Origin of the sequence: Methylobacterium litchii (assembly GCF_038442315.1) — a bacterium.
GTDB classification, from domain to species: domain Bacteria; phylum Pseudomonadota; class Alphaproteobacteria; order Rhizobiales; family Beijerinckiaceae; genus Methylobacterium; species Methylobacterium litchii.
Genome location: NZ_JBBXMY010000007.1, coordinates 1 through 24175 on the forward strand (window position 1 = coordinate 1; position 24175 = coordinate 24175).

The window sequence follows — 24175 nt, forward strand, 5'->3', positions numbered from 1 at the left end:
CCCTGATCAGCCCGGCTGCGCTACCCCGACCCGCTACGCCGGTCTGATCAGGGGGCGTCGAGGCACACACGTCAGAGGGGTCAAAGTTCGACGCCGATCCAGGGTCAAAATTCAACGCTGTTTGACAGACACCGCCCGCGCCGGGGCCGCCTTCCTCGAGCCCGCCACCCGCGCCTTCCTTCATCGCGCCCTCGTTCTGAGAGAGCCGGGCTCAGCCTGGGATGTCCCCAAGATCCAAGGCCACCTGCTGTCTTCACAAGGTCTCCTGATCAACCTCCTCGCGCCGCTAGCCCGCGACCGAGATCTCGCCACCACAGTGTTCCGCACTCTGATGCCGGATACCGTGCACACGATCACCGGCATCACGCTTGAGAGCAGCATAGGTCGCGACGACCCAACCCTCCTCGGGGACGGCACCGCCTGGGATGCCCGGATCGACTTCGTAGACCCCGACGGCATCCCCGGCCTCATCGGCCTGGAATGCAAGTACGTCGAGAACCTTCAAGGTCCGGGCGCCTCCCACCGCGACCGCTACTACGAGGTCGCCCGCGCCAGCGGCCTGTTCGTCGACCCCGACGCCCCCGCCCTCTACCGCCCCGGGCTCGAGCAGCTCCGCCGCGAGCATACTCTCCTCCACCTCGCCCTCCCCCGCGGGCTCGCCGGCCGCGCGCACTTCATCCTGCTCGGGCCCGCCCTGAACCCCCGCGTCGCGGCCGCCGCAACTGCCTACCGCGCCTACCTCGTCGACCCCACCGGCGCCCGGGGCGGCGTCGGCTTCAGCCACCTCACCCTTGATGCCATCGTCACCGCCCTGGCCGCGGCCGGCGCGACCGATACCGCGCGCGCTTTCCACGCCCGCTACCTCGACCTCGACCGGGTCGCAGCGCTCGCCCTCGGGCCGGACGCCTCCGGCACCCCTTTGTCCCCGCCGCCCAACGGCCCGGCCGCGCCGCTCCTCCTGCCACCACCCCAGCGTTCATCCCCGCCTGCATCTCCGGGGACATCGGCGGCACCAACGGCCGCCATGGCTTCATCAGCGCCCGCCCCGACTCGATCCCGCCGCCGGACCGCCCGGCCACGCCCCGGTCCCGCGACGGCGCCCGGTCGGCCGACGTCCGCACCACGGACGAGCGCCTCACCCGCGTCCCGCGGTCGCCGGGCACGCGCAAGGTCGACTACCGCCACGTCCAGCATCACCGCCAATCCGACTGGGGACACGGCAGCGGAGGGCCGCTGACATGCCCCGTACATCCGTCCTCCCCGCCACGGCAGCGTCCTCATCCCCAACCACCATCTGGGACGACCCCGACGACGCCCCCGTGCCGCACGTCACCCACGACCCTGCGATCGGCCGCGCCTACCCCGACCTCACGAGCCGCGAGCCGGACTTCGTCGCGCTGGCCGGCCAGCTCATCGAGGCCTGCGCCGAGGCCACCGACGGCTGCTTCCCGCTTGAGCCGGATGGGGTCTGCGCGCACGGCCACCCCACGTGGCTGCGTCGCCTCGGCGTCGTCTGAGGGCGCTCCCGTGCCGCCCTCCGGGCAAGCATACCACCACACCCTACTTTCGTCTCGCTCCAGCAGTACAGGCCGAGCCGCCAGTAAAACTTTACGATGAACCAGTAATACATAACGCTGGCATGACTCTGCAAAACGCCAGTATTACTTCTGAACTTGACCGATTATATTACACGGCGCCTCACCTCTCCCACCTCGGAGGCGCTCAAAGGTCAGACCATGCCGGACATCACGGTTCATCCCACTCGCTTCGTCCCGCTCGACGACACGCCGCACGAGTCGCTCGCGGCAGCCCTCACGGTGTTCGCTGCGTCGCCGGACGACGTGCAGGTCGCCGCCGACTGCTGCCTCGACGCCGTCGCGGCCGCCCTCGTGCACTGCATCCGCGGGCGCCTCCCGGTGGACGACCAGCTCGAGCGCGCGTTCTACGATATGAACGCGTGCCTCGACGACTTCGGCCGCCCCGACGCGCTCGCCCGTGACCTCACCGACCTGCTCTACGCCCCCGTCGTCATCGCCACCGCGCATCTCGACCTCGCGCCGCCGCCGCGCATGCGCGAGGCGCTTCACTCCGCGCTCGCCCGATGCTTTCGCCAGGACGCCGACCTCCTGCCGTTCCAGGCGTGGACCCTCGCCCATGCGCTCTATGAAGCCGTTCAGGCCGGCTCCGCGGCCATCGCGACGGCCTGCCTCGCCGACCTCCGCGCCCTCGCCCTCGCGCCGTCCCGCGACGGCGAGGACCCCCGTTACCGCCACGAACCCGACCAAAGCTTCATGAAGCTCAGCGGTGAGGAGGAAGAGGACGACGACGCGCCGTTCCCCCACCCCATCGAGATTATCTCCGCCGGCGACCCCGCGATCCCCCTCGATCGGGTCCTGCAGTCGACCGCCGCCGCGCGCGCCCGGCTGGCCCGGCTGGTCGCCCGCCAGCAGGCCCAGGGTCGGCCGGGAGCCTCCGACGATGCCGCGGCGGCTCTGCTCGCCGCGTGCATCGCCACCGCGCGCGCCTTCATCGCCGGCACCGAGGCTGGGAACGACAGGATCCGCCGGGAACGCATCAAGTGCCTTAACTAACCGCACCGCCACCCCGTGAGCCGGACCACAACCCGCGGCTGGCCTCTGGCACCGAAATCCCGCTGTCGGCAATGTTCATCGACGCCCCCGACGACGACACGCTGCCCTACCGCTCGCACTGATCCCGCGGGCTCAGCCCCCCGCACCCTTCACGCCGGACCGACGACGCCTTCTGCCCGCCGCACATCACCGATCCCTACAGCCGTCCGGACACCCCGCCCATGCTCGCGACCGACACCCAATTCCTCGACGTTCTTCTCCCCGCCGCGATCCGCCTGCACGAGACGGTGGTCGCGGAGGGCGCCACCACCCCCGCGGCCATCGATGCGCTCCTCGCCCGCCTCGCCCCCGACCTCGACACGGACTCCCGTCACTTCATCCTGCGCCTAGCCACCTGGGTGGCCGCCTACACCCAGCACGTCATCGACTAGGCCATGCTCCGCAGCACCGATGCCAGGCTGTGGACGCACACCCTGTCCGCGCTCGCGGTGCAGTCCCAGTAAGCGGCCTCCGACCTGCGGGTGTGTCGGGGTGCGCGCCCCGATGACCCCGACAAGGACCAGCTGCGCGACGAGGAGGTCGAGTACTTCCGTGCCGCGGTGGCAGGCATGCCTCCTCACGCGTTCGGGCGGCTATTTCGCGAGCAGCTCGCAAAGGATCCCCCGGCGGCCCCAAATAAGGAAAACACGTACTACCTCAGCTCAATGCAGCACGGTTGAGGTCCCGCACGTTCCTGTCTCCGCTTAGGCCGCCACCGGCCCTTCGTGAGCTGTGTTGTGAAGGCCGAACCTGACCCAAAGCAGTCCCTCGCAACGTCTGCTTGCGTCTGTCGAATGTGTGCCAGCAGCCTGAATCGGGCAACGACAGTTTGAAACGCGAAGAGAGGCGGTCAGTCGAACAGGCTTTCGTTAAGACGGGAGGTGCCGTCCACCGGTTGGAGGACTAGACCGTCAAACCGCTTGACGTGGGCGCCATTGGCTTCCACCTCGTCGATGAAACTTTCGGCCTTCTCAGTCGTGATAGCCGTGATGACCTGTCCCTTCTTGCCGATCGCGGCGGCGCACATAAAAAATGCCCTTAGGCTATCGGCTTCCATGGCTTGCTGTCCGGGCTCGTCGAAGATCACCAAACCGGGATGTTCGCCGCGGGGCGCGACGGCGACGGCCATGAGGGCGAGATAGTAAGCCCACTTGAGCCTGATGCCGTCGCTGGCGGAAAGCTCGAAGCCGAGCTCCCGCTGCCGAACCTCGCCATTTTCCTCGACCTCGCGTATCGGCCTGAAATTATCATCGGACAACTCGATCTCGCTCGGGCTGTAACTCTTGAAGCCAAATATCCTGCACTGCTCGCGAATAATCTTTAAGAGCGTGTCGAGCTTGTTCTTGTCGTCCGCTCCTAGGTCCTGGTGCTTGAGGGCAGTCACTTCCGCCCGCGCCTGCAACAGCCGGCGCGCCACGGACCGGGCCTCGTCCAAGAGCGCGTCGATGCTGCCCCGTACAGCCGTGAGCCTGTCGATGCGCGACTGGAGTCGAACGATGCGTTCGATCAAGGTCCGGGACGGGGCTGAGGACGGTTGCACCAGGGCCTGCCTCAATTCCCTGATGCGCTGGCGTATCTCGGCTACCTGCGTGGAGATCGCCGCATAGCGTCGGTCCATGTCGCCTTGCTGCGTGCGGCTCACGGAAAGGCTGACCTTGTACAGGTCGAGCTGGGACTTGATGAAGCTGATGTTCTCTTCGAGGGCCATGGCCCTGACCGGAACCGTTGGCAGCAACTCCGCGTCGAGATGTTGGTGACAGGTCGGACATTTGTGTTCGTCGGCGGCGGAGCCGAGGATCGATCCGAGACGACGAAGCTTCTTCGCATCTTGGTTTCTCGAAAGGTCGGTCTGGAGGGTCGATATTCGCTGGAGGATGGCCTCGACGTCGTCGCGGTTGGCCATCCATTCCTGGCGCAAGACCTCCATGTTCGCTGTGAGATCCTCAAGGATGGACCTCTTTTTCGAGAGCTCCGTCTCCAGCTCCGCGGCGACTGTCTCGGTCTGGGGAAGCTCCTGGGCTTCGCGAAGAGCGAGTTCCTTCCGCGTCTCGTCCAGGTCGACCTCCAGCGGCACCCATTCCTGGTCGGAGAAAGTCTCCACGTTCAATCGCGGGTCATCGACGAACTCCTGGGTCGGCTCGTCTTCGAGGATCGTGACCCGCGTCCCGGGCCCCCCTCTCTCGATGGCTTCCTTTCGGAGCTCCTTCCAGCGCTGCTGGAGTTGCGCGACCACGGTCCTCAACTCCGCATGCTTACGCCTAAGGTGCCCGATCTGAAGGTCTAGCAGGAACTCCAGGACGCGGCGGTTCACGTCCTGGATGCCGAACATGGTCGGTAACGGTCCCTGAATGGCCGACCAGCCACGCTTCTGCTCCACGAACAACAGCGGGAAGATGACTTCGAGGTACAGGGGCACCTCGCCGCCGTCGAACTGCGGGACCATCGGCAGTGACCAGCCGACAAACTTGGCCAGGAAGCGATGGAAGCCGGCATCCCTTCGGGCGGACCCGCCGTCATGAAGGAAAAAGTCCCGTTCCGTCACGGATTGGAAATCGTCGGACGTACCGGACACGAGAGCCGTGCGCATGAGCTTCCTGTCCGTTCCCCCAACGATGTCCCGACGGATACGGACGCGCGCCGCCGTATTTTCGATGGTAAGCTCCACGAAGGACTCCACCACCGCTTCGTAGGGCGTATCGGGGACGGCGTGAATCTTTTCCCGCATCGCATGGGGGAGAGGAACTTCGAGTCGGGGGCCTAGCATCCGCTCTAGTCCCAATGCGTAGATGATCGCCTGGAGACACGTTGATTTCCCGGCTGAGTTGGGCGCCAAGACCACGTTCAGTCCCGGGAGGAACGGGATGTGCGCCGAGTAGACTTGGCTTGCCGTTCGGGACACGAGGTTCAGCTCGACCAATAAAAGCATGTCGTCACGCTTTCGCGGAGATGAGGCGGGTTACAAAGGCCTCGGTGATGGCGGACCGAACCGCTTCCAGGGCCGCCTTCTGCTCCGCCAGGACATCCTCCCATTCGTCGACTGCCTTCGCTGCCGCTACGCCCTTAGGGGTCAGGCAGACGCCCACGCGGTCGCTGACAGTCGTCCAATCCGCCAGCTTGTCGCCAACCATCAGGTCGAGCGCACGCGCCAGGGCTGGCTCGACGCGAAGGCGCCAGGTCAACTCCGAGCGTTGATGGTGGAGAATGGCAACGAGATCGGATTGTGCTTCCGCCGACTGCACGGAGTCTGACAGGACATAGAGCTTTGCGAGGGATGCCTTTTTGCCACGGGAGCTCATGAGCAGCAGCAAGAGTAGGGCGACCCGCCAGCGGATGCGGAGATCGCCCGGTACCGGGGTAGGCCTTTCGCGAAATGAGAACGCTTCGGCGCTGCCAATGTCGGCCATGTTGCGAGGCTCAGTGGAAGTCGAGAGGACAGCGCATCAACCAATCGCTCAAAGCCCCCTGGGAGAGGTCCTGCTTCATGGAGTGCGATAGGGTCGGCAAGTCGTGCTTCAGCCCCTCCGTGATCCTGTCGAGGCTCCGAACAAGCTGTTCGCGTGGGGCGTTGCCAGACGCGCCTACCAACAGGAGATGCTTCTCCTCCGATGCTATGGTTCGGTAGGCTTGCTCCCAAACCGTCGGATGATCATTTTTCAACGCATTTAAAGTATTCTCGTGATGAATTAGGCTTTTTACAAACTCCATCTTCCTACGTTCAAGCTCCTCAGCAGATGCGCCGGGGAATGCGTGCGAAAGTTTTCTCAGCAGAGTCTCTGAAGCGGCCGACGTCGCCGTTCGGTCGACGTCGGCCTGGTCTGGTAGGTGCACAGATATCGGCGGCCCCACTGCTTGCGCCCGAAGGAGGTCTATCTGTGAGGCAAAGTCCTCCTGGCAATGGACCAAGCCTTGAAAGTCAGCGTCGAGGAATGGCAGTCCCTTCGCCGCAACTTCGCTAGCCTTTTTTCGGACGTGAGTGATTACCGATTTGTCGTCCAGGAACGGGCATAAAAGAAACCAACGACTCGCCTTAATGCCGCCGAGCATGCTATCAATGACATTGCGGTTACTAATCAGCTTCAGCAGGTCCCTCGTCGCCTTTGCTTTCATTCGACTGGCAGCTTTCGCGGTATCAGAGGTCTCCTCTGGTGCATAACACTGTATTAAGCAGCCGTCAGTCGTGAAGAACTCTAGGCCGCCGTCTCCTCGGACCCTGTCGGGGACCCTTTGAACATTCGTCGCTCCGTGCCGAATCTGCACGAGCCGAAAGGCATACTCCTGCCACTCGATGCCGCCCCAAGCTCGCTGATATCGAGAATGCATGCAGGGTCTCCCGTGCATACACCCTGCAGGCTCAACTCAAGCCTTGCAACACGATGTGTTTGGGCTGTCACAGATAAAGCGGATCGAGCTTATGGTGAGGACGATATAGCAGCGCACATACGTGCGAGAAGGAGGAGATCGAGACTGGCCGCGAAGGCCCGCTTCCGGGCAAGCACCCCATTTCGGCTTCTGGACCGCTGCGGTGGGGGCGAATCGCTGGTCTGAGAGGGATGCTGATGGCTTCTCAACCGGAGTATCAGCATGTCTTCGACTATCGACACCTCCCGCCGGCCCTGGAACCTTGGACGCCTCATCGGACCCAAGCCGCCGTTCAAGCCTAAGCACATCTGGGCGATCCGCACCCGTCTGCAGCACGAGGGCCGCATACGCGACCTCGCCCTTTTTAACACCGCAATCGATAGCAAGCTGCGCGGGTGCGACCTCGTCCGCCTACGCGTGGCTGATGTTCATCTTGGGGATGGCATGCGGCTACGCCCTACCATCGTGCAACAGAAAACGGGCAGACCGGTCCCGTTCGAATTGACAGAGACAACACGAGAGACATTGGCCGCCTGGCTCAAGCTTCGGGGTCTACGTGCTGGGGATTGGCTATTCCCCAGCCGAAGCCGTCCTGGCGAACATCTGACGACACGACAGTACGGCCGACTCGTCGATGAGTGGGTGGCGCTGATTGGGCTCGACCCCGCAGGGTACGGCACGCACAGCCTGCGCCGGACCAAGGTTGCGCTTATCTACCGGCGGACCGGCAATCTGCGCGCCTGTCAGCTATTGCTCGGGCATACCAAGCTTGAAAGCACGGTGCGCTACCTCGGCATCGAAGCAGACGATGCCCTGGTGATGTCTGAGCAGACTGACATTTGACGACTGCCGCGACGGTTTCTCAAGCTGTCGCGGCCCAAATTCTATGTCCAAAAGCAGACATAGTTCATCGGCGACGAATGACTTTGACTGGCCGAAAGCGGCTGGTCTGCCTTGATGATCGCCGAGCGGAAGAGCGGTCGATACTTTAATGATTTAGCTCAGTCAGAGTATCATGACTGCAGCAAACTCTGTCGGCGAAGACGGCGACATTTGCCGTCATCGCTCTCGCCACGCCTTTGTGACCTGATCCGTGAGCGGCTTCGTCAAATAGCTCATCACGGTGCGCTCGCCGATCTGCAGGTGCGCTTCCACTGGCATGCCGGGAATGAGGCGATCGTGCATACCGAGGCGGGCGATCTGCTCGGGCGGGATCGCCACCCGCACCGTGTAGAAGTTCTGCCCTGTCTTCGGATCCGTGCTCACGTCGGCCGAGATCCGCGCAACCGTGCCGTCGATCTCCGGCGTAGTGCGGGCGTTGAAGGCGCTGAGCCGCAGCAGCGCCGGCTGGCCCAGCCGCACGCTCTCGATATCCTGCGGCTGGATCCGCGCCTCGACCATCAGCCGGTCGGCATTTGGAACGATCAGCATCGCTGGCTCAGAGGGCACAACCAGGCCACCCACCGCGTGGACGCTCATCTGATGGACGATGCCGTCCTGCGGCGCCCGCATCTCGACCCGCTTGAGCTGATCCAGCGCCGCCACGCGTTTCTCGACGAGTTCCGACCACTTGCCCCGGATCTCGGCGAGGTCGCGGCCCACTTCGGCCCGCATCTCGGCATCGACCTGCAGGCTCTGCAGCCGCGTCTCGGCGATTTTGCCGCGTGAGGAGGCGATGGCGGCCACAAGTTGCCCGCGCTCGCCCTCCAGCCGCGCGGCGTCGCGTTCGAGCGCCGTCACCCGCGACAGCGGCACGAGGTTCTTAGCATAGAGATCGCGCACTCCCTTCAACTCGCTACCGATGAGCGCGATCTCGCGGCCCTTCGCCCCGACCTGCTCGGACAGTCCGTTGATCTCCTGCTCCAGTTGCGCGGCACGCTCGGCCAATTGGGCACGTTGGCCCTCACGGCCGGCGACCCTCGCGGCGAAAAGCCGGCTCTCGCCATCGAGGAGTATGCCGATCTCGGGGCTGCCTTCGCGCCGGTCGAGGAGATCGGGCGGGAAGGTCACCTGGGCGGCGCCATCCCGCTCGGTCTCGTTGCGGGCGCGCCGGGCAGCGAGTTCGTCGAGGGCCTTGCTCACGATGTCGAGGTTGGACCGAGTCTGCGTCTCGTCGAGGCGGATCAGCACATCGCCGGTCTTCACCCTGTCGCCCTCGCGGACCAGGAGGGCGCCGACCACGCCCCCGGTGGGATGTTGGACCTTCTTCACGTCGCTTTCGACGACGAGCTGGCCCGGGGCGATCACTGCCCCGGTGAAGGTAGTGAAGATCGCCCAGCCGCCGATGCCGACCACGAGAACATTGGCGAGTCCGGCCACGATGGCGAATTGGCGCCGCACGGAGGCCATCGCCCCGGCGGCGGGGGCCGGCGACGGCGGAAAATAGGACAGGGCGATGGGCATCAGGCGCTCTCCTTGAGGGGATGGCCGGGACGTTCCGAATTGGCGGTCGGGGCAGCTTTCGCTGTCGGCGACGGCACGGGGGCGGGGCGCATGACTTGACGGAGCACCTCGTCGCGCGGACCGAACGCCACGGCGCGTCCCTCGCCCATGACGAGGACGAGGTCGACCGCGGCGAGCGCGCTTGGGCGGTGGGCGATCACGACGCAGATCCCGCCGCGCGTCCTGACCCCGGCGATCGCCTGGGTCAGGGCCGCCTCGCCCTCGCCGTCGAGGTTGGCGTTGGGCTCGTCGAGGACCACGAGGAAGGGATTTCCGTACAGCGCGCGGGCGAGGCCGATGCGCTGGCCCTGGCCGGCGGACAAGCCGGCCCCGTCCGGACCGATCGGCGTGTCGTAGCCCTCCGACAGGCGCAGGATCAGTTCGTGCGCGCCGGCCGCCCGAGCCGCCGCGGTGACCGCTTCCGCCGACGCCGCGGGATCGAACCGGGCGATGTTCTGAGCGATCGTGCCGGCGAAGAGCTCGACGTGCTGAGGCAGATAACCGAGATGGGGCCCGAGGCTGGCGTGCGACCACTGATCCAGGGCAGCGCCGTCGAGGCGGACCGTGCCCCGGGCCGGGGTCCAGATCTTGGCGAGCACTCGCCCGAGGCTTGATTTTCCGGAGGCGGAAGGGCCGATGACCCCGAGGGCCTGCCCCGCCGCGAGGGTGAAGCCGACCTCCTGCACCACGAGGCGCTGCGTGCCCGGAGGGGCAACGCTCACCGCCTCGACCGTCAGGCTCTTGCGCGGGGGCTCCAGCGCGTGGCGGTCGGCCTCCGCCGGCAGCCGCGCAAGAGCCGCCGCGAGCCGGGCCCAGCCCTGCCGGGCGGCCACGAATGCCTTCCAGTTGGCGATCGCCACCTCGGCTGGGGCCAGCGCCCGGGACACCAGGATCGAAGCGGCGATCATGATGCCCGAGGACGCCTGCCCCTCGATCAGCAGCCACGCGCCGAGCGCCAGCACCCCCGACTGCAGGGCCATGCGGAACACCTTGGAGGCCGAGCCGAACCCGCCGGTGAGGTCGGCGAGGCGCTGCTGAGCATGCAGATAGTCGGCGCTGGCGGCGGCGTACTGCGCGAAGAGCGCCCCCTGCATGCCCATCGCCGCCACCGCCTCGGCGTTGCGCCGTCCGGCCTCGGCCAGCCCCATCCGCCGGGCGCCGTGGATTGTCGAAGCCCGGTGGAGGGCACGGGTGACGATCTCGGTGGCCGCCGTCAGGGTGGCCAGCACCGCGACCGCGCCGATCGCGGCGGCTCCAATCAGCGGGTGGAACAGGAAGCAGATCGCCACGTAGACCGGCATCCACGGCAGGTCGAACAGGGCCGAAGGGCCGCCGCCGGCCAGGAAGACGCGGATCTGGTCGAGGTCACGGATGGCGAAGAGGCCATCGCCGGCGGCCCCCATCCGCAGCGGCGCCTCAAGGGTGAGCGCGAACGCCGAGCGCGCCAGACGCTCGTCGAGGACGAGCCCGAGACGGCCGGCGATGCGGGCGCGGAAGGTCTCCAGGGCCCCCTGGAAGGCGTAGAGCGTCAGCGCGAGCACGCACAGGCCGACGAGGGTCGGGAGCGACCGACTCGGCACGACGCGGTCGTAGACCTCGAGCATGAAGAACGAGCCGGTGAGATAGAGCAGGTTCACCAGCGCGCTGAGGCCGGCCATGCCGATGAGCGGCGCGCGCACGGTGCGCAGGGCGCGGTGCAATTCGGTCGTGGGCGGCACGGGGTGTTCTCCGAGGATCCCGGATGCGGCTGATCCTCCGGCGCGCGAAGAAGGGGCGATGGTGTCGCGCGGTGGAGGGATGATGAGGGCTCGGCGACGGACGAGGTATCCGTCCCGAGCCGGGCAGATCGACGGGCGAGCCCGGCGCCCGGAGGACGCCGCCGGACGCTGTGTCCGGCGGCGGGTAGGTGAGGGCGGGACGCGCCGTTGGGGTCATCGCCAGGAGCGTCTTCCGCGGTCACAGGACCACGGCCGGCGCGCCTGGAAACCTTCCGCTATGCGTGGAAGAGGCCGTGATCCTGGAAGTGGAAGTCGTCCGATGAGAGCTGGCCGATTTTCACGTTCTTCAAGAAAATGCTGTCAGTCGAGCTCAGCGTGATCAACGTGTCGTTCCCCGACATACTCATGTGCGAAGCCTGCAGGTCGGCGAAGCTCGACGACTCGGACCGGTCGATAACCAGCGTGTCGTGCCCGCTCGCCGAACCGGGGCGGAAGTTGAGGATCGTGTCCTTTCCGAAGCCAGCAGCGAAGACGAAGGTATCGCTGCCGACACTCTTGAACAGATCGCTCGCCGTGGCCGTCGAGGTCAGCGTCACACCGGTCAGGGACGCCGTCTGCGCGTGGGATCCGTCGCCGTTCGTCTGGTCGACGAAGGCGAGCTTGCCCGCGGCGTTATAGGCGTCGTGCTCGGCGGTGTAGGTCTTGCCGGTGATGTGGCTCAGGTACACGTCCTTCGACTGGTCGGCGTGAACCTGTGTCTCGCTCGTCAGGACCGGCTGGCCGCTCGCGGTCGCGTAGACCTTGACGTTGGAGACCTCTGAGCCGCCGGGGGCGTATTTAATCGTCTTGGAGGCCAGCACGGCCTTTCCACCGACATTGGCGTAGGAGACGCTGTCCGACAGCCCGGTGGGGCTGACAACGACATGCGAGCTGAGCACGCCGCCCGCATCGTACTGATCGGTGGTTTTGGTCCCGTCGGCGGCGAGGACGAAGTGGTAGTCGAAGGTGCCGTCCGTGTGGGTCCGCGTGACTTCGGTGATCGTTTGAGCTGCGTTGTAGACGTCGTGCTCTGCCGCGTAGCTTTTGCCGGTCACGTTGAACAGGAACACGTCCTTCGACTTGTCGGCGTGGAATTGCGTCACCGCCGTCGGCGTACCAGCGCCGTTCACCGTGACGGTCTCGGCGATCGAGCTGACGCTAAGATTACCCGCCGCGTCTTGGGCGCGGGCCGTCAGGGTGTGCGTCCCCGCGCTCAAGGCGGGCAACGTCGCGAAGGAGAAGGCTCCGGTGGCGGCATCGGCCACCGCCGTCGCAACCACGACGCTGCCATCGTAGAGCGAGACAGTCGTCCCGGCCTCGGCCACGCCCGTCAAGGCGGGCCGGGGCAGCGCGTTGCCCACCGGAGCCGCGATCAGCAGGCTCGGAGCAACGGGCGCCGTGGTGTCGAGGCTGTAGGTGATGGGCGCGCTCACGCCCGTATTGCCGGCTTTGTCGGTATCGGAGGCGACGAGGCTGTGCTGGCCATCGCCCGACAGGGTCACCTTGGTGCTCCAGGTCCCGTCCTTCTGGACCAGCGCCGTGCCGATGGCCTTGCCGTTGTCGTTCACCGTGACGGTGCTGCCGGCATCCTGCGCCCCAACCTTGCCGGTGATCGTCTGGCTCGGTTTGTTGGTCAGCCCGCCCGCCGAGGTCAGCGTGATCGTCGGCGCGGTGGTGTCGAGGGTGTAGGTGACGGGCGCGCTCGTTCCGGTATTGCCGGCCTTGTCGGTGTCGGAGGCGACGAAGCTGTGCGTCCCCTCGCCCGACAAGGTGACCTTCGTGCTCCACGTCCCGTCCGCCTGGACGGTGGCGGTGCCGATGGCCTTGCCGTTGTCGGTGAGCGTGACGGTGCTGCCGGCATCCTGCACGCCGACCTTGCCGGAGATCGTCTGGTTCGGCTGGTTGGTCAGCCCGCCCGCCGAGGTCAGCGAGACCGTCGGCGCGGCCGTGTCGAGGGTGTAGGTGACGGCGGCACTCGTGCCGGTGTTACCAGCCTTGTCGGTATCGGAGGCGACGAAACTGTGCGGACCATCGCCCGACAGGGTCACCTTGATGCTCCACGTCCCGTCCTTCTGGACGAGCGCCGTGCCGATCGCCTTGCCGTTGTCGGTCAGCGTGACGGTGGTGCCGGCATCCTGCGCCCCAACCTTGCCGGTGATCGTCTGGCTCGGTTTGTTGGTCAGGCCGCCCGCCGAGGTCAGCGAGACGGTCGGCGCGGCCGTGTCGAGGGTGTATGTGACGGCCGAGCTCGTGCCGGTATTGCCGGCCTGATCGGTGTCCGTCGCGACGAGGCTGTGCGCCCCGTCGCCCGACAACGTGACCTTCGTGCTCCACGTCCCGTCCGTCTGGACGGTGGCGGTGCCGATGGCCTTGCCGTTGTCGTTCACCGTGACGGTGCTGCCGGCATCCTGCACGCCGACCTTGCCGGAGATCGTCTGGTTCGTCTGGTTGGTGAGCCCTCCCGCCGAGGTCAGCGAGACCGTCGGCGCGGCCGTGTCGAGGGTGTAGGTGACGGCGGCACTCGTTCCGGTGTTGCCAGCCTTGTCGGTGTCGAAGGCGACGAGACTATGCTGGCCATCGCCCGACAGCGTGACTTTGGCGCTCCATGTGCCATCGCCTTGGACGACCGCCTTGCCGATAGCCTTGCCGTTGTCGGTCAGCGTGACGGTGGAGCCGGCATCCTGCGCACCGACCGATCCCGCGATAGTCTGGCTCGGCTTGTTGGTCAGGCCGCCCGCCGAGGTCAGCCCGATGACGGGCGCGGTGGTGTCGAGGGTGTAGGAAACTGCCGAGCTCGTGCCGGTGTTGCCGGCCTGATCGGTGTCGGATGCGAAGAGGCTGTGCGTGCCGTCGCCCGACAGCGCGACCTTCGTGCTCCACGTGCCGTCGCCCTGGACGGTGGCGGTACCGATGGCCTTGCCGTTGTCGGTCAGCGTGACCGTGGTACCGGCGTCCTGCATGCCGACCTTGCCGGTGATAGTCTGGCTCGGCTGGTTGGTCAGCCCGCCGGCAGAGGTCAGCGTGACGACCGGTGCAGCGGTGTCGAGGGTGTAGGAAACGGCCGTGCTCGTGCCGGTGTTGCCGGCCTGATCGGTGTCGGAGGCAACGAGGCTGTGCGCCCCGTCGCCCGATAGCGCGACCGTCGTGCTCCACGTCCCGTCCGCCTGGACGGTGGCGGTGCCGATGGCCTTGCCGTTGTCGGTCAGCGTAACGGTACTGCCGGCATCCTGCGCACCGACTGAGCCCGTGATCGTCTGGTTCGGCTGGTTGGTCAGCCCGCCCGCCGAGGTCAGCGAGACCGTCGGCGCGGCCGTGTCGAGGGTGTAGGTGACGGCCGTGCTCGTGCCGGTGTTGCCGGCCTGATCGGTGTCCGTCGCGACGAGGGTGTGGGTCCCATCGCCGGACAGAGCCACCTTGGTGCTCCAGGTGCCGTCGCTCTGAACGATGGCGGTGCCGATGGCCTTACCGTTGTCGGAGAGCGTGACCGTGGTGCCGGCATCCTGCGTACCGACCTTGCCGGTGACTGTCTGGTTCGGCTGATTAGTCAGCCCACCGGCCGAAGTCAGCGTGACGACCGGCGCGGCGGTGTCGAGGGTGTAGGAGACGGTCGTGCTCGTGCCGGTGTTGCCGGCCTGATCGGTGTCCGTCGCCACGAGGCTGTGGGTACCATCTCCGAACAGGGCCACCTTCGTGCTCCACGTGCCGTCGCCTTGGACGATGGCGGTGCCGATGGCTTGGCCGTTCTCGGTCACAGTGACGGTGGTGCCGGCATCCTGAGCGCCGACCGTGCCGGAGATCGTCTGGCTCGCCTGGTTGGTTAGCCCGCCCGCCGAGGTGAGCGTGATCGTCGGCGCGGTGGTGTCGAGGGTGTAGGTGACGGCGGCGCTGGTGCCGACAGTCCCGTACTGGTCGGCATCCGTGGCGGTGAGGCTGTGCGTGCCGTCGCCGGCGAGCGTCACCTTCGTGCTCCAGGTCCCGTCGCCCTGCACGGTCGCCGTGCCGATCACTGTGTTGCCGTCGAGGATCGAGACGATCGTCCCGGCGAGCGCCTTACCGGCGGTGCCGGCGAGGGTCTGGGCGGCTTGGTTGGTCAGGCCGCCTGTCGCGGTGAGCGTGACCTGCGGGCCCACGGGGGTCGGCGCGAAGGAGATTCCCCGGATGTTGGTGTTCTCGTCGGCGGTGACGAGCGTGACGAAGCTTTCCCCGGCCCCGGAGGTCGCGGCGAGCTGGTCGTGGATCCCGAAGACGTAGGTCTGGTCGGTGTCGCCGACCGTGGAGTTGGTGGCGTAGAGTTCCACCGTCCCTCCGACGACCCGGCCGGTCAGACCGATGAGGCCGGTGGTGCCTTCAGCCGCCGAGTTGGGCACGAGGTTGAGCCCATCCGAAAGGGTGTATTGCAGCACCCATTGCGAGCCCTGGTACACCCACTTCTGCAGGCCGCCGTCTCCGAGCCCGCCCTGCTTCGGGTTGCCGCTGTCGGCGATGTAGAGCGTCGTGGCGTTGGCGAAGAAGAAGTTCTCGGGGCTGAGGGCGACCTTCGTGCCGACGGCGCTGCCGTTGACGTTGTTCCCCTGGCCGGTGCCGAGCTGCACGCTCGTGCTGATCCCGTTGAGCGGCGTCGCCACCGTGGCGCCGGTCGGCAGCGCGCCGTAGGTGCCGAGGTTGGAGGTGCCGCCCGTGCCCTGCTTGCTGTCGCGGGAGACGTAGAGCTGGCCATCGACGATCTCGATGGTGCGGGTGTCGGTGCTGTGGTCGATGGAGGTCGCGGTGGTGCCGCCGTCGTGCACGAGGAAGACGCCCTGCGTGGTGTCGCCCTTCTTGCCCTGGCCCGAGATGTAGAAGTCGCTGCCGTCGACCGTCGCGATGCTGCGCGGGTTGTTGGTGTTGTAGACGTTGTAGAGGATGGTGCTGGTATCGACGCTGCCGTCCGCGCCGATCTTGGCGATCACCCGTGGGACGGCGGTGTACTGGCCGCCCTGGACGCTCGTCGACTGGGCGAGGCGCGCGTCGCCGTAGATCGCCGCGCCGCCGTCGTTGTAGGTGTCGGCGTTGATGCCGTAGCCGCCGATGACCAGCCAGTGGCCGTCGCCCGAGAGCTGGAGCGACCCCTCCGAGGACGAGCCGTACTCGCCGGAGATGACCGAGTTGGTAACGCCGTTCGTCACGGTCGTCGTCTGCGGCAGCACGAAGCGGCTGACGAGGTCGCCCCCCGTGGTGATCTGCTCCAGGGTGATCGGCGTGGCGTTGTTGTCGCCGTAGGGGCCGCTGCCGTCGCTGTTGCCGTAGACGCTCAGCACGAGGTTGCCGGTGTCGAAGGTCAGCGACGTTGCGGACAGGCTGTAGCTCAGGCTCTCGTCCGTCGTCCCGGTGTTGCCGGCGGCATCCGTGGCCGAGGCCGTCAGAGTGTGGGTGCCGTCGCCGGAAAGCGTCACGGTGGAGCTCCACCGCCCGTCGCCGCGCACGACGGCCGTGCCGACGAGCTGCTGGTTCTCGAAGATCGTGACGGTCGCGCCGGCGTCCTCCACGCCCACCGTGCCGCGCACGGTCTGGGTCGCGCTGTGCACCGTGCCGCCGTAGCTCGTGAAGTCGATATCCGGTGCCGTGGTGTCTAGGGTGGCGGTCACGGTGGCGCTGTGGCCGGTATTGCCGGCCTGATCGGTGTCCGTCGCCACGAGGCTGTGCGTGCCGTCGCCGGCAAGCGTCACCTTCGTGCTCCAGGACCCGTCGCCCTGCACGGTCGCCGTGCCGATCGCGTGGCCGTTGTCCGTCACAGTCACCACGCTGCCCGCGTCCTGGACGCCGACCTTGCCGGTGACGGTCTGGTTCGGCTGATTCGTGAGCCCGCCGGCCGAGGTCAGCGTGACCGTCGGGGCCGTGGTGTCGAGGGTGTAGGAGACGGTGGCGCTCGTCCCGGTGTTGCCGGCTTGGTCGGTGTCCGTCGCGACGAGGCTGTGCGTGCCGTCGCCGGCGAGCGTCACCTTCGTGCTCCACGTCCCGTCCGTCTGGACCGTCGCGGTGCCGACGACCTGCCCGGCATCCGTGAGGGTGACGGTGCTGCCAGCGTCCTGGGCGCCGACCGTGCCGGTGATCGTCTGGCCGGACTGGTTCGTCAGCCCCCCCGACGAGGTCACGGCGACCGTCGGCGCGGTCGTGTCGAGGGTATAGGTAAGGTTCGCGCTGTGGCCGGTATTGCCGGCCTGGTCGGTGTCCGAAGCGACGAGGGTATGGGCCCCATCGCCCGACAGAACGACCTTCGTGCTCCAGGTCCCGTCGGTCTGGACGGTCGCGGTGCCGACGACTTGGCCGTTGTCGCTGATCGAGACCGTCGATCCCGCATCCTGTGTGCCGACCGTGCCCGCCACCGTCTGGTTCAGCTGGTTGGTGAGGCCGCCCGTCGAGGTCAGCGCGATGACCGGCGCAGCCGTGTCGAGGGTGAAGCGCAGCGGCGCGCTCGTGCCGGTGTTGCCGGCGAGGTCGGTGTCGGAGGCGAGCAGCGTGTGGACGCCGTCGCCGGACAGGGAGACGCCCGTGCTCCAGGACCCGTCCGCCTGGACCGTCGCGGACCCGATGGCGGCGCCGTTCTCGGCGATCGTGACCGTGAGGCCGGCGTGGCCCGAATCGACCGTGCCGGAGACGGTCTGGTTCGCGTGGTTGGTGAGGCCGCCAGCGCTGGTGAAGGTGACGGTCGGCGGCGTGGTGTCGACGGTGTAGGTCAGGCCGCCGCTTGTGCCGGTGTTGCCGGCCTCGTCCGTGGCGGAGGCGATGACCGTGTGGTCGCCGTTGCCGGTAAAGATCACTGCGGCGGACCATGAGCCGTCGCTGCCCGCAATCGCGGTCCCGAGGACGGTGCCGCCTTCGGTGAGCGTGACGGTTGCGCCGGCATCGACCGCGCCGATGGTCCCCGAGATGGTCTGCGTCGCTTGGTTGGTCAGGCCGCCGGCACTGGTGAAGCCGACGACGGGGGGCGTCGTGTCGATTTGCGGGCCGATGCCGGCCTGGTTCAAAGCGTGACCGAAGTCGAGGCCGACATGGGCCGCGTCCTGCACGCTCGCCGCGTTGTCGACGCCTGTAAGGGAGAGGGAGGCGGCGTTCTCACCGCCCGCGACGGTGTAGGTGAAGACGAGGCTCGTCGGGGTGGAATGGACCGCGTCGTAGGTCGCGGTGCCGCCGTCGTTGAGGTGCAGGACCGGCGCGGCGCCGGACACGGTGACGGCCGAACTCGTCGTGAGGGTGAAGTTGACAATCTGGCCGGCCTTGAGCGCGCCGCTCGCCGGGTTGGCGCTGAGCCCCGTCACGGTGGGCATTGCCTCGATCGCGATGGTGCTGCCGCCGTTTCCATCCGAGACCACGCCATAAGCATAGCCCGCCCCCGGCGTCGCGGCGGCATCGAGCTGAAGCGTCACGGTCTCGGTGCCGCCGGTCACGGTGAGGGTATGGGCCGTCGCGTCGTAGGCGACGCCGGTGGCGGTGCCGATGCCGCCGATGTCGAGTGTGTCCTGGGCGTTGAAGTTGGCGAGGATGTTGCCGAAACTCGCGGCCCCGCCCGATTGCGTCAGGGCGGCCGCCTCGATGTGCAGGGTCTCGGCGCCACTGCCGAAGGTGATCGCCCCGCTGCCGGCCGCGCCTGCGGCGGCGATGTCGAGGCTGCCGCTGTTGAGGGCCGTGCCGCCGGAATAGGTGTTGGCCCCCGAGAGCACCAGGGTGCCCGAGCCGGCCTGGACGACGCTGCCGCTGCCGCCGATCGTTCCCGAGACGGTGAAGGTGTCGGCGTGAGCGAAGGCCAGGGTGCCGTTGTCCGTGATCGAACCCGTGACGGAGCCCGCCGCCCCGACGACGAGCTTCGCCCCCGCCGCGATGGTGACGCCGTTGGCGAAGCTCTCGGCATCGGCGGCCGTCCAGGTGCCCCCGGTGACGTTCAGCACCTCGAAATTGACGACATTGACCAGCGTGCCGCTCGCGGAGGCGGTGCCGAGGCCGAGGTTGAGCGTGTCCGTGCCGGTGCCGCCGTCGATCAGGCCGGTGACGGTGCCGCCCGTCATCAGGTTGAGGGTGTCGTTGCCGCCTTCGAGGCTGATCGCGCGGCCGGAATTGCCGGTGATCGTCCCATAGTTCGTGAGCGTGTCGTCGCCCTCGCCGAGCTGGATCGCCGCGCCGTCGCCGAGGATGAAGCGTGCGCTGCCGGCATTGCCCGCGCTCGTATAGGTCGCACCGTTCAGGGTACCGATGGTGTTCGGGTCGGCGGTCGTCGTGCCGCCGTTGAGGTACACGGTCCTTGTCGGCACCGATCCGTTGCCGATGATCGTGCCGTAATTCGTGACCGTATCGTTGGTCAGCGCGGCCTTGGCGCTTCCGTCCGGCGTCTTGTTCTCGGAGCGGATGGCGTAGCCTGTGTCGCCGACGATGACGCCCCCGGCCTGATTGGTCAGGGTCAGGGCGCCGGTACCGCTACGGGTTTGATCGCTGTTGCTCGTGTTGTTGACGGTGATGCCGAACGAACCGCCCTCGATCTTCCCGGAATTGACGACCGTGCCGCCACCGATGTCGAGGCCTTCGGAATAGTTGTTGCGCCCAGTGTTGTTGATGCCCGCCGAGCGCACGCCCTGGATCAGGCCGGCATTGCTGATCTGAGCGAGGCCCGCGACGTCGATACCGTCGCCGTCGTAATTCGCTTTGCTGGAGGCGGTGGCGCCGCCGTTGTAGCTGCCGGCGCCGAGCCCCTTGATGGTCCCGCCGGCCTCGTTGACGACGGTCGCCGTCCCGGTGGACACGATGGCCCCGGAATTGTTGCCGGTGAGGGTGCCGCCGGCCCGGTTCGTCACCGTGTAGTTGGCAGGCAGATCGGTGGCTGCCGTCTTGAGACCGTTGTAGCTAACTTCGGTGCCGAGCGCGCTCTCGTCACCAGTGATCGTGCCCGTGTTGATGACGGTGGCGTTCTGGCCGATGCTGATGTCGATCGCGTTGTGCGCCGAGTAAAGCGGCCCCGGCGAAGGATCCGTCGAAGCTTGCGCGATGATCGTGCCGGCATTCGTGATGGTACTGTTGTTGCCAGCCCGAATCGCGTCGGCATTCGCCGTTTTGATGAGCCCGGTCGCGGTGTTGGTGATCGTGATGCTGGCGTCGCTGTAGACCTTGCCGAACCGCAGGCCCTGGCTGTCGTTGCTCGTGCCCGTCGTCTGGATCGTGCCGGCGTTGTAGACCGTGACCACGCCCTGCGGCAGATCCGGATCGATGCGGAAAACGTCGTCCTTATCGCTCGATCCACCACTCGTTGAGATCACAGCCCCGGCGAAATTGTTCAGCGTGATCTTGGTACCGACAGCTGCCGTCGTGCTGGTCACATCGAGGGCGCGCTTGCCCGTCGCGCTAATTGTACCGCTGTTGTTGATGACGATCCCGGCTCCTGCCGGCGCGTTCGTCGCATCAAGGCCTACAGCGGTGGTTGCGGTCTTGAGGGAGCCGCTGGCCGCGACAGTCAACGTATCGTCAGCACCGCTATTATTGCTTTTAAGCGTATAGCCAGCGGTGCGAGCCGTCGAAATTGAGTTATCGGCCACGAGCCACCCCCCTAAGTAGCGGCTTTAGAGCTCGCTTTAAGCGGGTATTAATCTTGCGCACAATCTATTGCAATCTCACCCTTGATTTTTACTCATCACAAATAGGTGAGATACTTTGATGATATTTAGGAAAGCAAAGTTGCTAAATTATCCCGGTCATGTATGTGGCGTTCTAGAAAGAAGCCATCCAGCCGCTACTTGCCCGATCAGCCTGCCAGAACGAATGAGTATAACGGCTCTCACAAAAAATTTTATGAAATCTTCCGCATGTTAATCATTTCATGAAGTTATCTTAAATATATCACACAAACAGAACGTGTTCACGGCCAACATTTCTAAGTATATTACGGACTAATGATATAAAAAATATATACATATCGGAGTAGCCGATTGGTTGATGGATGTGATCCAAATCTCTAAGCTTAAGGAGCGATCGCTGACGTCCGTTTCCAAGAAGATCTCAAGCAAATTTGAATGTCTGATTTGGCGCGAAGCCGAACGTCTGGTTTCGGGCAGCGAGCTTATGTCTGCTCTTGGCGCAAAGCAGTAGCTTCGTTCCCTAAGCTAGCCAGCGGTTCCGGCCTGGACGATCACCCCTTCCGTCGGCCGCCCCGCAACGGCGACGGCGGCGCTTCCCCCAGCCGCGGCGCCACGAACAGCTCGCCCAGCGGCACGCTGAGCGCGCCCGCCACCCGGTCGAGCAAATCGACTGTCGGGTTCCGCGTCAGACGCTCCAGACCGCCGAGATAGGCCCGGTCGACCCCCGCGTCCGCCGCCAGTCGCTCCTGGCTTACTCTCTGCGCCACCCGTACCCGCCGCAGGTTCCACGTGACGAGACCGCGCCCGCTCAGCGCGTCGCCCGGCCGTCCTTCGAACGCACTCACCGACGTGCCGGTTGAGAGCGTTGGCGTCACGTCGAACCACCCGGGCGTGGTGCACACCGGCACACCCTGCGGGAGGCGCCGGCCGCCACCGGCGTGCACATCGACGACTACGACGCCATAAGCGATGGCGAGCTCCTCACGCCCTACGCGATTACCGCCACGCGCCCCGACGGCGCGCGGTTACGCGGGGCCGCAATCGGCGACAAGGGCGGCCAGCTCGGGTGATTCGTGGCGCTGTTCGTCACCGACCTGCAACCGGCGAGTGCGGACATGGTCCTCGGGAGGACTGACGACTCCACAACCGTGCCGCCTGCAACACTCTGAAGCCGCAAGTTCTGGAGGCCTCCTTTGAATCTTCCGGACCGGCGCAGCAGGCGCGCCGGCACCCGGAGAGCCCGATGCACCCAACCTCGCCCGAGCCCCCCCGAGACGGGACCCGAGACCCCGACCCCCCGCCTCTTCGCGCGGATGCGGGCCCGCTACAGGGCCAACGCCGCCGCGCCCGACGGTGCTCGCACCCGCCGCGCCGCGGCGATCGGCGGGTTGGCCGCCCTCGTCCTGCTCGGTGGCTACCGCCTGTGGCACCGCGCCGACGGCGGTTCCGTGTCGGCCCCAGGCGCCGTGCCGGGTCAGCTGCCGGCTTGCGACTCCGCCCTGGCTCAGCGGCTGCTGCGCCAGGCGGTCGAGGATCAAGCCACCGCGCTCACCGGGCCGATCCGCGTCCAGGCGATCACCGAGATGACCGACCACGCTGAGACCGTCCGCCGGAGCATCGACGCACTGCGCCCAGCTCAAGGCACGCCCCCGGAGCAGTTCGCGGCCACCGTGCGGGGGATGCGCGAGAACGCGGAGGCCGTGCGCTCCTACTCGGCGCGGCTCTACACCTCCCGCGGCGTGCGCTTGTACGGCTACGGGCTAAGCTGGACGTCCCCCGCCCGGGACCAAGTGTACCTTGAGGCCGTGGCCGCGCAGTAGCTCGCTCCCCCCACCTTCACCGGCCGCCGGCGGTATCGTCGGCCGCACACCCCCCTGATCCCAGGAGCTGCCCCCTGTCCCACGCCATCACGCCTTCCACCATGTCGGACCCTGTGCTGGACCGCGCCCGCGGGGCGATGCTCGGCCTCGCTGTGGGCGACGCGCTCGGTACCACCCTCGAGTTCACCCGCCGCGACACCCACCCCCGCCACACCGAGATGCTAGGCGACGGCCCGTTCGGGCTGCGGCCCGGGGAGTGGACCGACGATACGAGCATGGCTTTGGCGCTGGCAGAGAGCCTCGCCACCAACCCCGCTCTCGACCCGCGCGACCTGATGGACCGGTTCATCAGTTGGTACCGGCAGGGGACGTACTCGTGTACTGGTTCGTGCTTCGACATCGGCATCGCAACGCGGGCTGCGCTGGTGCGCTACGAGCGCACGGGCGAGCCGTTCGCCGGCTCGCCCGCCCCGGACACGGCGGGCAACGGTTCGCTGATGCGGCTGGCCCCCGTAGCTCTTGTGACGCTCGACGACCCGGGAGAGGCCGAGCGTATCGCGGGGGACCAGAGCCGCACGACGCACAGCGCCCCCCAGGCGGTCGAGGCCTGCGCCTACTTCGTGCAGCTGCTACGCGGGGCGATCCGGGGCGAGGCCGATGTGCTGCGTCCGCGCCCCTGGATCGGGGCGGACACCGACGGCCTGCGCCCGAGGCACTACCTCAGCGGGATGGACGACACGCTGATGCCGGTGGCGCGGGACGGCGAGGCGGCGATCGACGCGCTCGCCCGGGGCTCGTGGCGGGGCAAGGGCCGGGACAAGATCCGTTCGTCCGGCTACGTCGTGCACACGCTGGAGGCAGCTTTGTGGGCGGTGGGCACGACCGCGACGTTCGAGGACGCGCTCGTGTTGGCGGTCAACCTCGGGGACGACGCCGACACGGTCGGGGCCGTCACCGGTCAGCTCGCCGGGGCGGTGTACGGGGCCTCGGCCATCCCAGACCGCTGGCTCGCGCCGCTTTCCTGGCGCGCACGCATCACCGACCTCGCCGACCAGCTGGTCCGGCGTGATTCGAAGGCTGGAGCGAGAGCGTGCTGAGCGCATCCCCCGCGGGCCTATCGGTTGGTATTTTCTGGCGGGTGCCGGGCGACGACGGGGGACCGCCTGTGCTCATCACCGACGCCACGCCGCTCGCGCAAGCCGAAGCCTACGGGGCAATGCTGACTCATCCGCGCGGGCACTACGAGGTGTGGGAGGGGTGGAGCCGGCTGGGCGCGGAGGGCCTGCGGCGGGGGAGGGCCTGCCGAAGGCTTTCGCGTGGAGCGAGTACGACGAGCACCCGCGCGGGCGGCTTGTCTACGATCCAGGCGCAGACTTGTTCACGCTCCACGCCAACCGCTGGCTGCAGGCCCCCGCGATCGTAGCAGGGATTGTGGCCGCCTTGGCCTAGCGGGCGCGCGCGTAGTCGTACGCAGCGACGGCCACTACCGCATCCGCTGATCTCCATCCGCTCGCCCTAGCCGAGCTTGCACGTGCGCGCGACGCTCCCGCGGAGTTCTCGTTCGTGACGGGGGC

General features: G+C 67.0%; 14 protein-coding genes. 7 read left to right on the plus strand and 7 right to left on the minus strand.

Annotation, left to right across the window (positions count from 1 at the left end; translation table 11 throughout):
* Positions 1-46 precede the first annotated feature (46 nt).
* From AAHF99_RS14095 to AAHF99_RS14110, 4 genes are all read left to right on the plus strand, one after another.
* Positions 47-1237 (plus strand): PGN_0703 family putative restriction endonuclease, encoded by a 1191-nt coding sequence (locus AAHF99_RS14095; RefSeq protein ID WP_342165260.1) that lies wholly within the window; start codon positions 47-49, stop codon positions 1235-1237.
* A gap of 1 nt (position 1238) precedes the next feature.
* Complete coding sequence (locus AAHF99_RS14100) at positions 1239-1517, plus strand: hypothetical protein (RefSeq protein WP_342165019.1); 279 nt, start codon at positions 1239-1241, stop codon at positions 1515-1517.
* A 219-nt stretch (positions 1518-1736) separates the two neighbouring features.
* The gene (locus AAHF99_RS14105) at positions 1737-2591 is read left to right on the plus strand and encodes a hypothetical protein (protein WP_342165020.1); all 855 of its coding nucleotides are present in this window, start codon (positions 1737-1739) and stop codon (positions 2589-2591) included.
* Between the two features lie 221 nt (positions 2592-2812).
* Positions 2813-3022, plus strand: a complete 210-nt coding sequence (locus AAHF99_RS14110; RefSeq protein ID WP_342165022.1) for a hypothetical protein — start codon at positions 2813-2815, stop codon at positions 3020-3022.
* A 458-nt stretch (positions 3023-3480) separates the two neighbouring features.
* On the opposite strand, the gene AAHF99_RS14115 is transcribed toward AAHF99_RS14110, so the two are convergent.
* The 3 genes from AAHF99_RS14115 to AAHF99_RS14125 are packed head-to-tail and all read right to left on the minus strand — an operon-like array spanning position 3481 to position 6950.
* Positions 3481-5547, minus strand: coding sequence for a hypothetical protein (locus AAHF99_RS14115; protein ID WP_342165024.1), 2067 nt, complete (start codon positions 5545-5547; stop codon positions 3481-3483).
* 13 nt (positions 5548-5560) lie between these two features.
* On the minus strand, positions 5561-6034 hold the full coding sequence (locus tag AAHF99_RS14120) for a hypothetical protein (protein ID WP_342165025.1): 474 nt from the start codon (positions 6032-6034) through the stop codon (positions 5561-5563).
* 10 nt (positions 6035-6044) lie between these two features.
* Positions 6045-6950, minus strand: a complete 906-nt coding sequence (locus AAHF99_RS14125) for a hypothetical protein (RefSeq protein ID WP_342165026.1) — start codon at positions 6948-6950, stop codon at positions 6045-6047.
* Between the two features lie 261 nt (positions 6951-7211).
* Here AAHF99_RS14125 and AAHF99_RS14130 point away from each other — a divergent pair, with 261 nt between their 5' ends.
* Positions 7212-7832 carry a tyrosine-type recombinase/integrase gene (locus tag AAHF99_RS14130; RefSeq protein WP_342165027.1) on the plus strand — a complete coding sequence of 207 codons (621 nt, stop codon included), beginning with the start codon at positions 7212-7214 and terminating at the stop codon, positions 7830-7832.
* 216 nt (positions 7833-8048) lie between these two features.
* Here the strand turns inward: AAHF99_RS14130 and AAHF99_RS14135 are convergent, their stop codons facing one another.
* The 4 genes from AAHF99_RS14135 to AAHF99_RS14150 all read right to left on the minus strand — a co-directional run bounded on the left by AAHF99_RS14135 (position 8049) and on the right by AAHF99_RS14150 (position 21626).
* Positions 8049-9392, minus strand: a complete 1344-nt coding sequence (locus AAHF99_RS14135; protein WP_412759886.1) for an HlyD family type I secretion periplasmic adaptor subunit — start codon at positions 9390-9392, stop codon at positions 8049-8051.
* Positions 9392-11149 (minus strand): type I secretion system permease/ATPase, encoded by a 1758-nt coding sequence (locus AAHF99_RS14140; protein ID WP_342165028.1) that lies wholly within the window; start codon positions 11147-11149, stop codon positions 9392-9394. The genes AAHF99_RS14135 and AAHF99_RS14140 overlap by 1 nt, the downstream gene beginning before the upstream one ends.
* 275 nt (positions 11150-11424) lie before the next feature.
* Positions 11425-20664, minus strand: a complete 9240-nt coding sequence (locus tag AAHF99_RS14145) for a beta strand repeat-containing protein (RefSeq protein ID WP_342165029.1) — start codon at positions 20662-20664, stop codon at positions 11425-11427.
* A gap of 668 nt (positions 20665-21332) precedes the next feature.
* Entirely contained in the window at positions 21333-21626 is a 294-nt protein-coding gene (locus tag AAHF99_RS14150) for a helix-turn-helix domain-containing protein (protein ID WP_342165030.1), read from the minus strand.
* A gap of 468 nt (positions 21627-22094) precedes the next feature.
* Between AAHF99_RS14150 and AAHF99_RS14155 the strand changes: the two genes are divergently transcribed.
* Positions 22095-22601 (plus strand): hypothetical protein, encoded by a 507-nt coding sequence (locus tag AAHF99_RS14155; protein ID WP_342165031.1) that lies wholly within the window; start codon positions 22095-22097, stop codon positions 22599-22601.
* Positions 22602-22702: 101 nt separating this feature from the next.
* A complete protein-coding gene (locus tag AAHF99_RS14160; protein WP_342165032.1) occupies positions 22703-23698 on the plus strand; it encodes an ADP-ribosylglycohydrolase family protein in 996 nt (331 codons plus the stop codon).
* The last annotated feature ends 477 nt before the right edge of the window (positions 23699-24175 follow it).

What these genes read in the sequence shown, in the direction of transcription:
- AAHF99_RS14100 (WP_342165019.1), top strand. Translation starts at nt 1,239, where the DNA reads ATGCCCCGTACATCCGTCCTCCCCGCCACGGCAGCGTCCTCATCCCCA.
- AAHF99_RS14105 (WP_342165020.1), top strand. Translation starts at nt 1,737, where the DNA reads ATGCCGGACATCACGGTTCATCCCACTCGCTTCGTCCCGCTCGACGAC.
- AAHF99_RS14110 (WP_342165022.1), top strand. Translation starts at nt 2,813, where the DNA reads ATGCTCGCGACCGACACCCAATTCCTCGACGTTCTTCTCCCCGCCGCG.
- AAHF99_RS14120 (WP_342165025.1), bottom strand. Translation starts at nt 6,034, where the DNA reads ATGGCCGACATTGGCAGCGCCGAAGCGTTCTCATTTCGCGAAAGGCCT.
- AAHF99_RS14125 (WP_342165026.1), bottom strand. Translation starts at nt 6,950, where the DNA reads ATGCATTCTCGATATCAGCGAGCTTGGGGCGGCATCGAGTGGCAGGAG.
- AAHF99_RS14130 (WP_342165027.1), top strand. Translation starts at nt 7,212, where the DNA reads ATGTCTTCGACTATCGACACCTCCCGCCGGCCCTGGAACCTTGGACGC.
- AAHF99_RS14135 (WP_412759886.1), bottom strand. Translation starts at nt 9,392, where the DNA reads ATGCCCATCGCCCTGTCCTATTTTCCGCCGTCGCCGGCCCCCGCCGCC.
- AAHF99_RS14155 (WP_342165031.1), top strand. Translation starts at nt 22,095, where the DNA reads ATGCGGGCCCGCTACAGGGCCAACGCCGCCGCGCCCGACGGTGCTCGC.
- AAHF99_RS14160 (WP_342165032.1), top strand. Translation starts at nt 22,703, where the DNA reads ATGTCGGACCCTGTGCTGGACCGCGCCCGCGGGGCGATGCTCGGCCTC.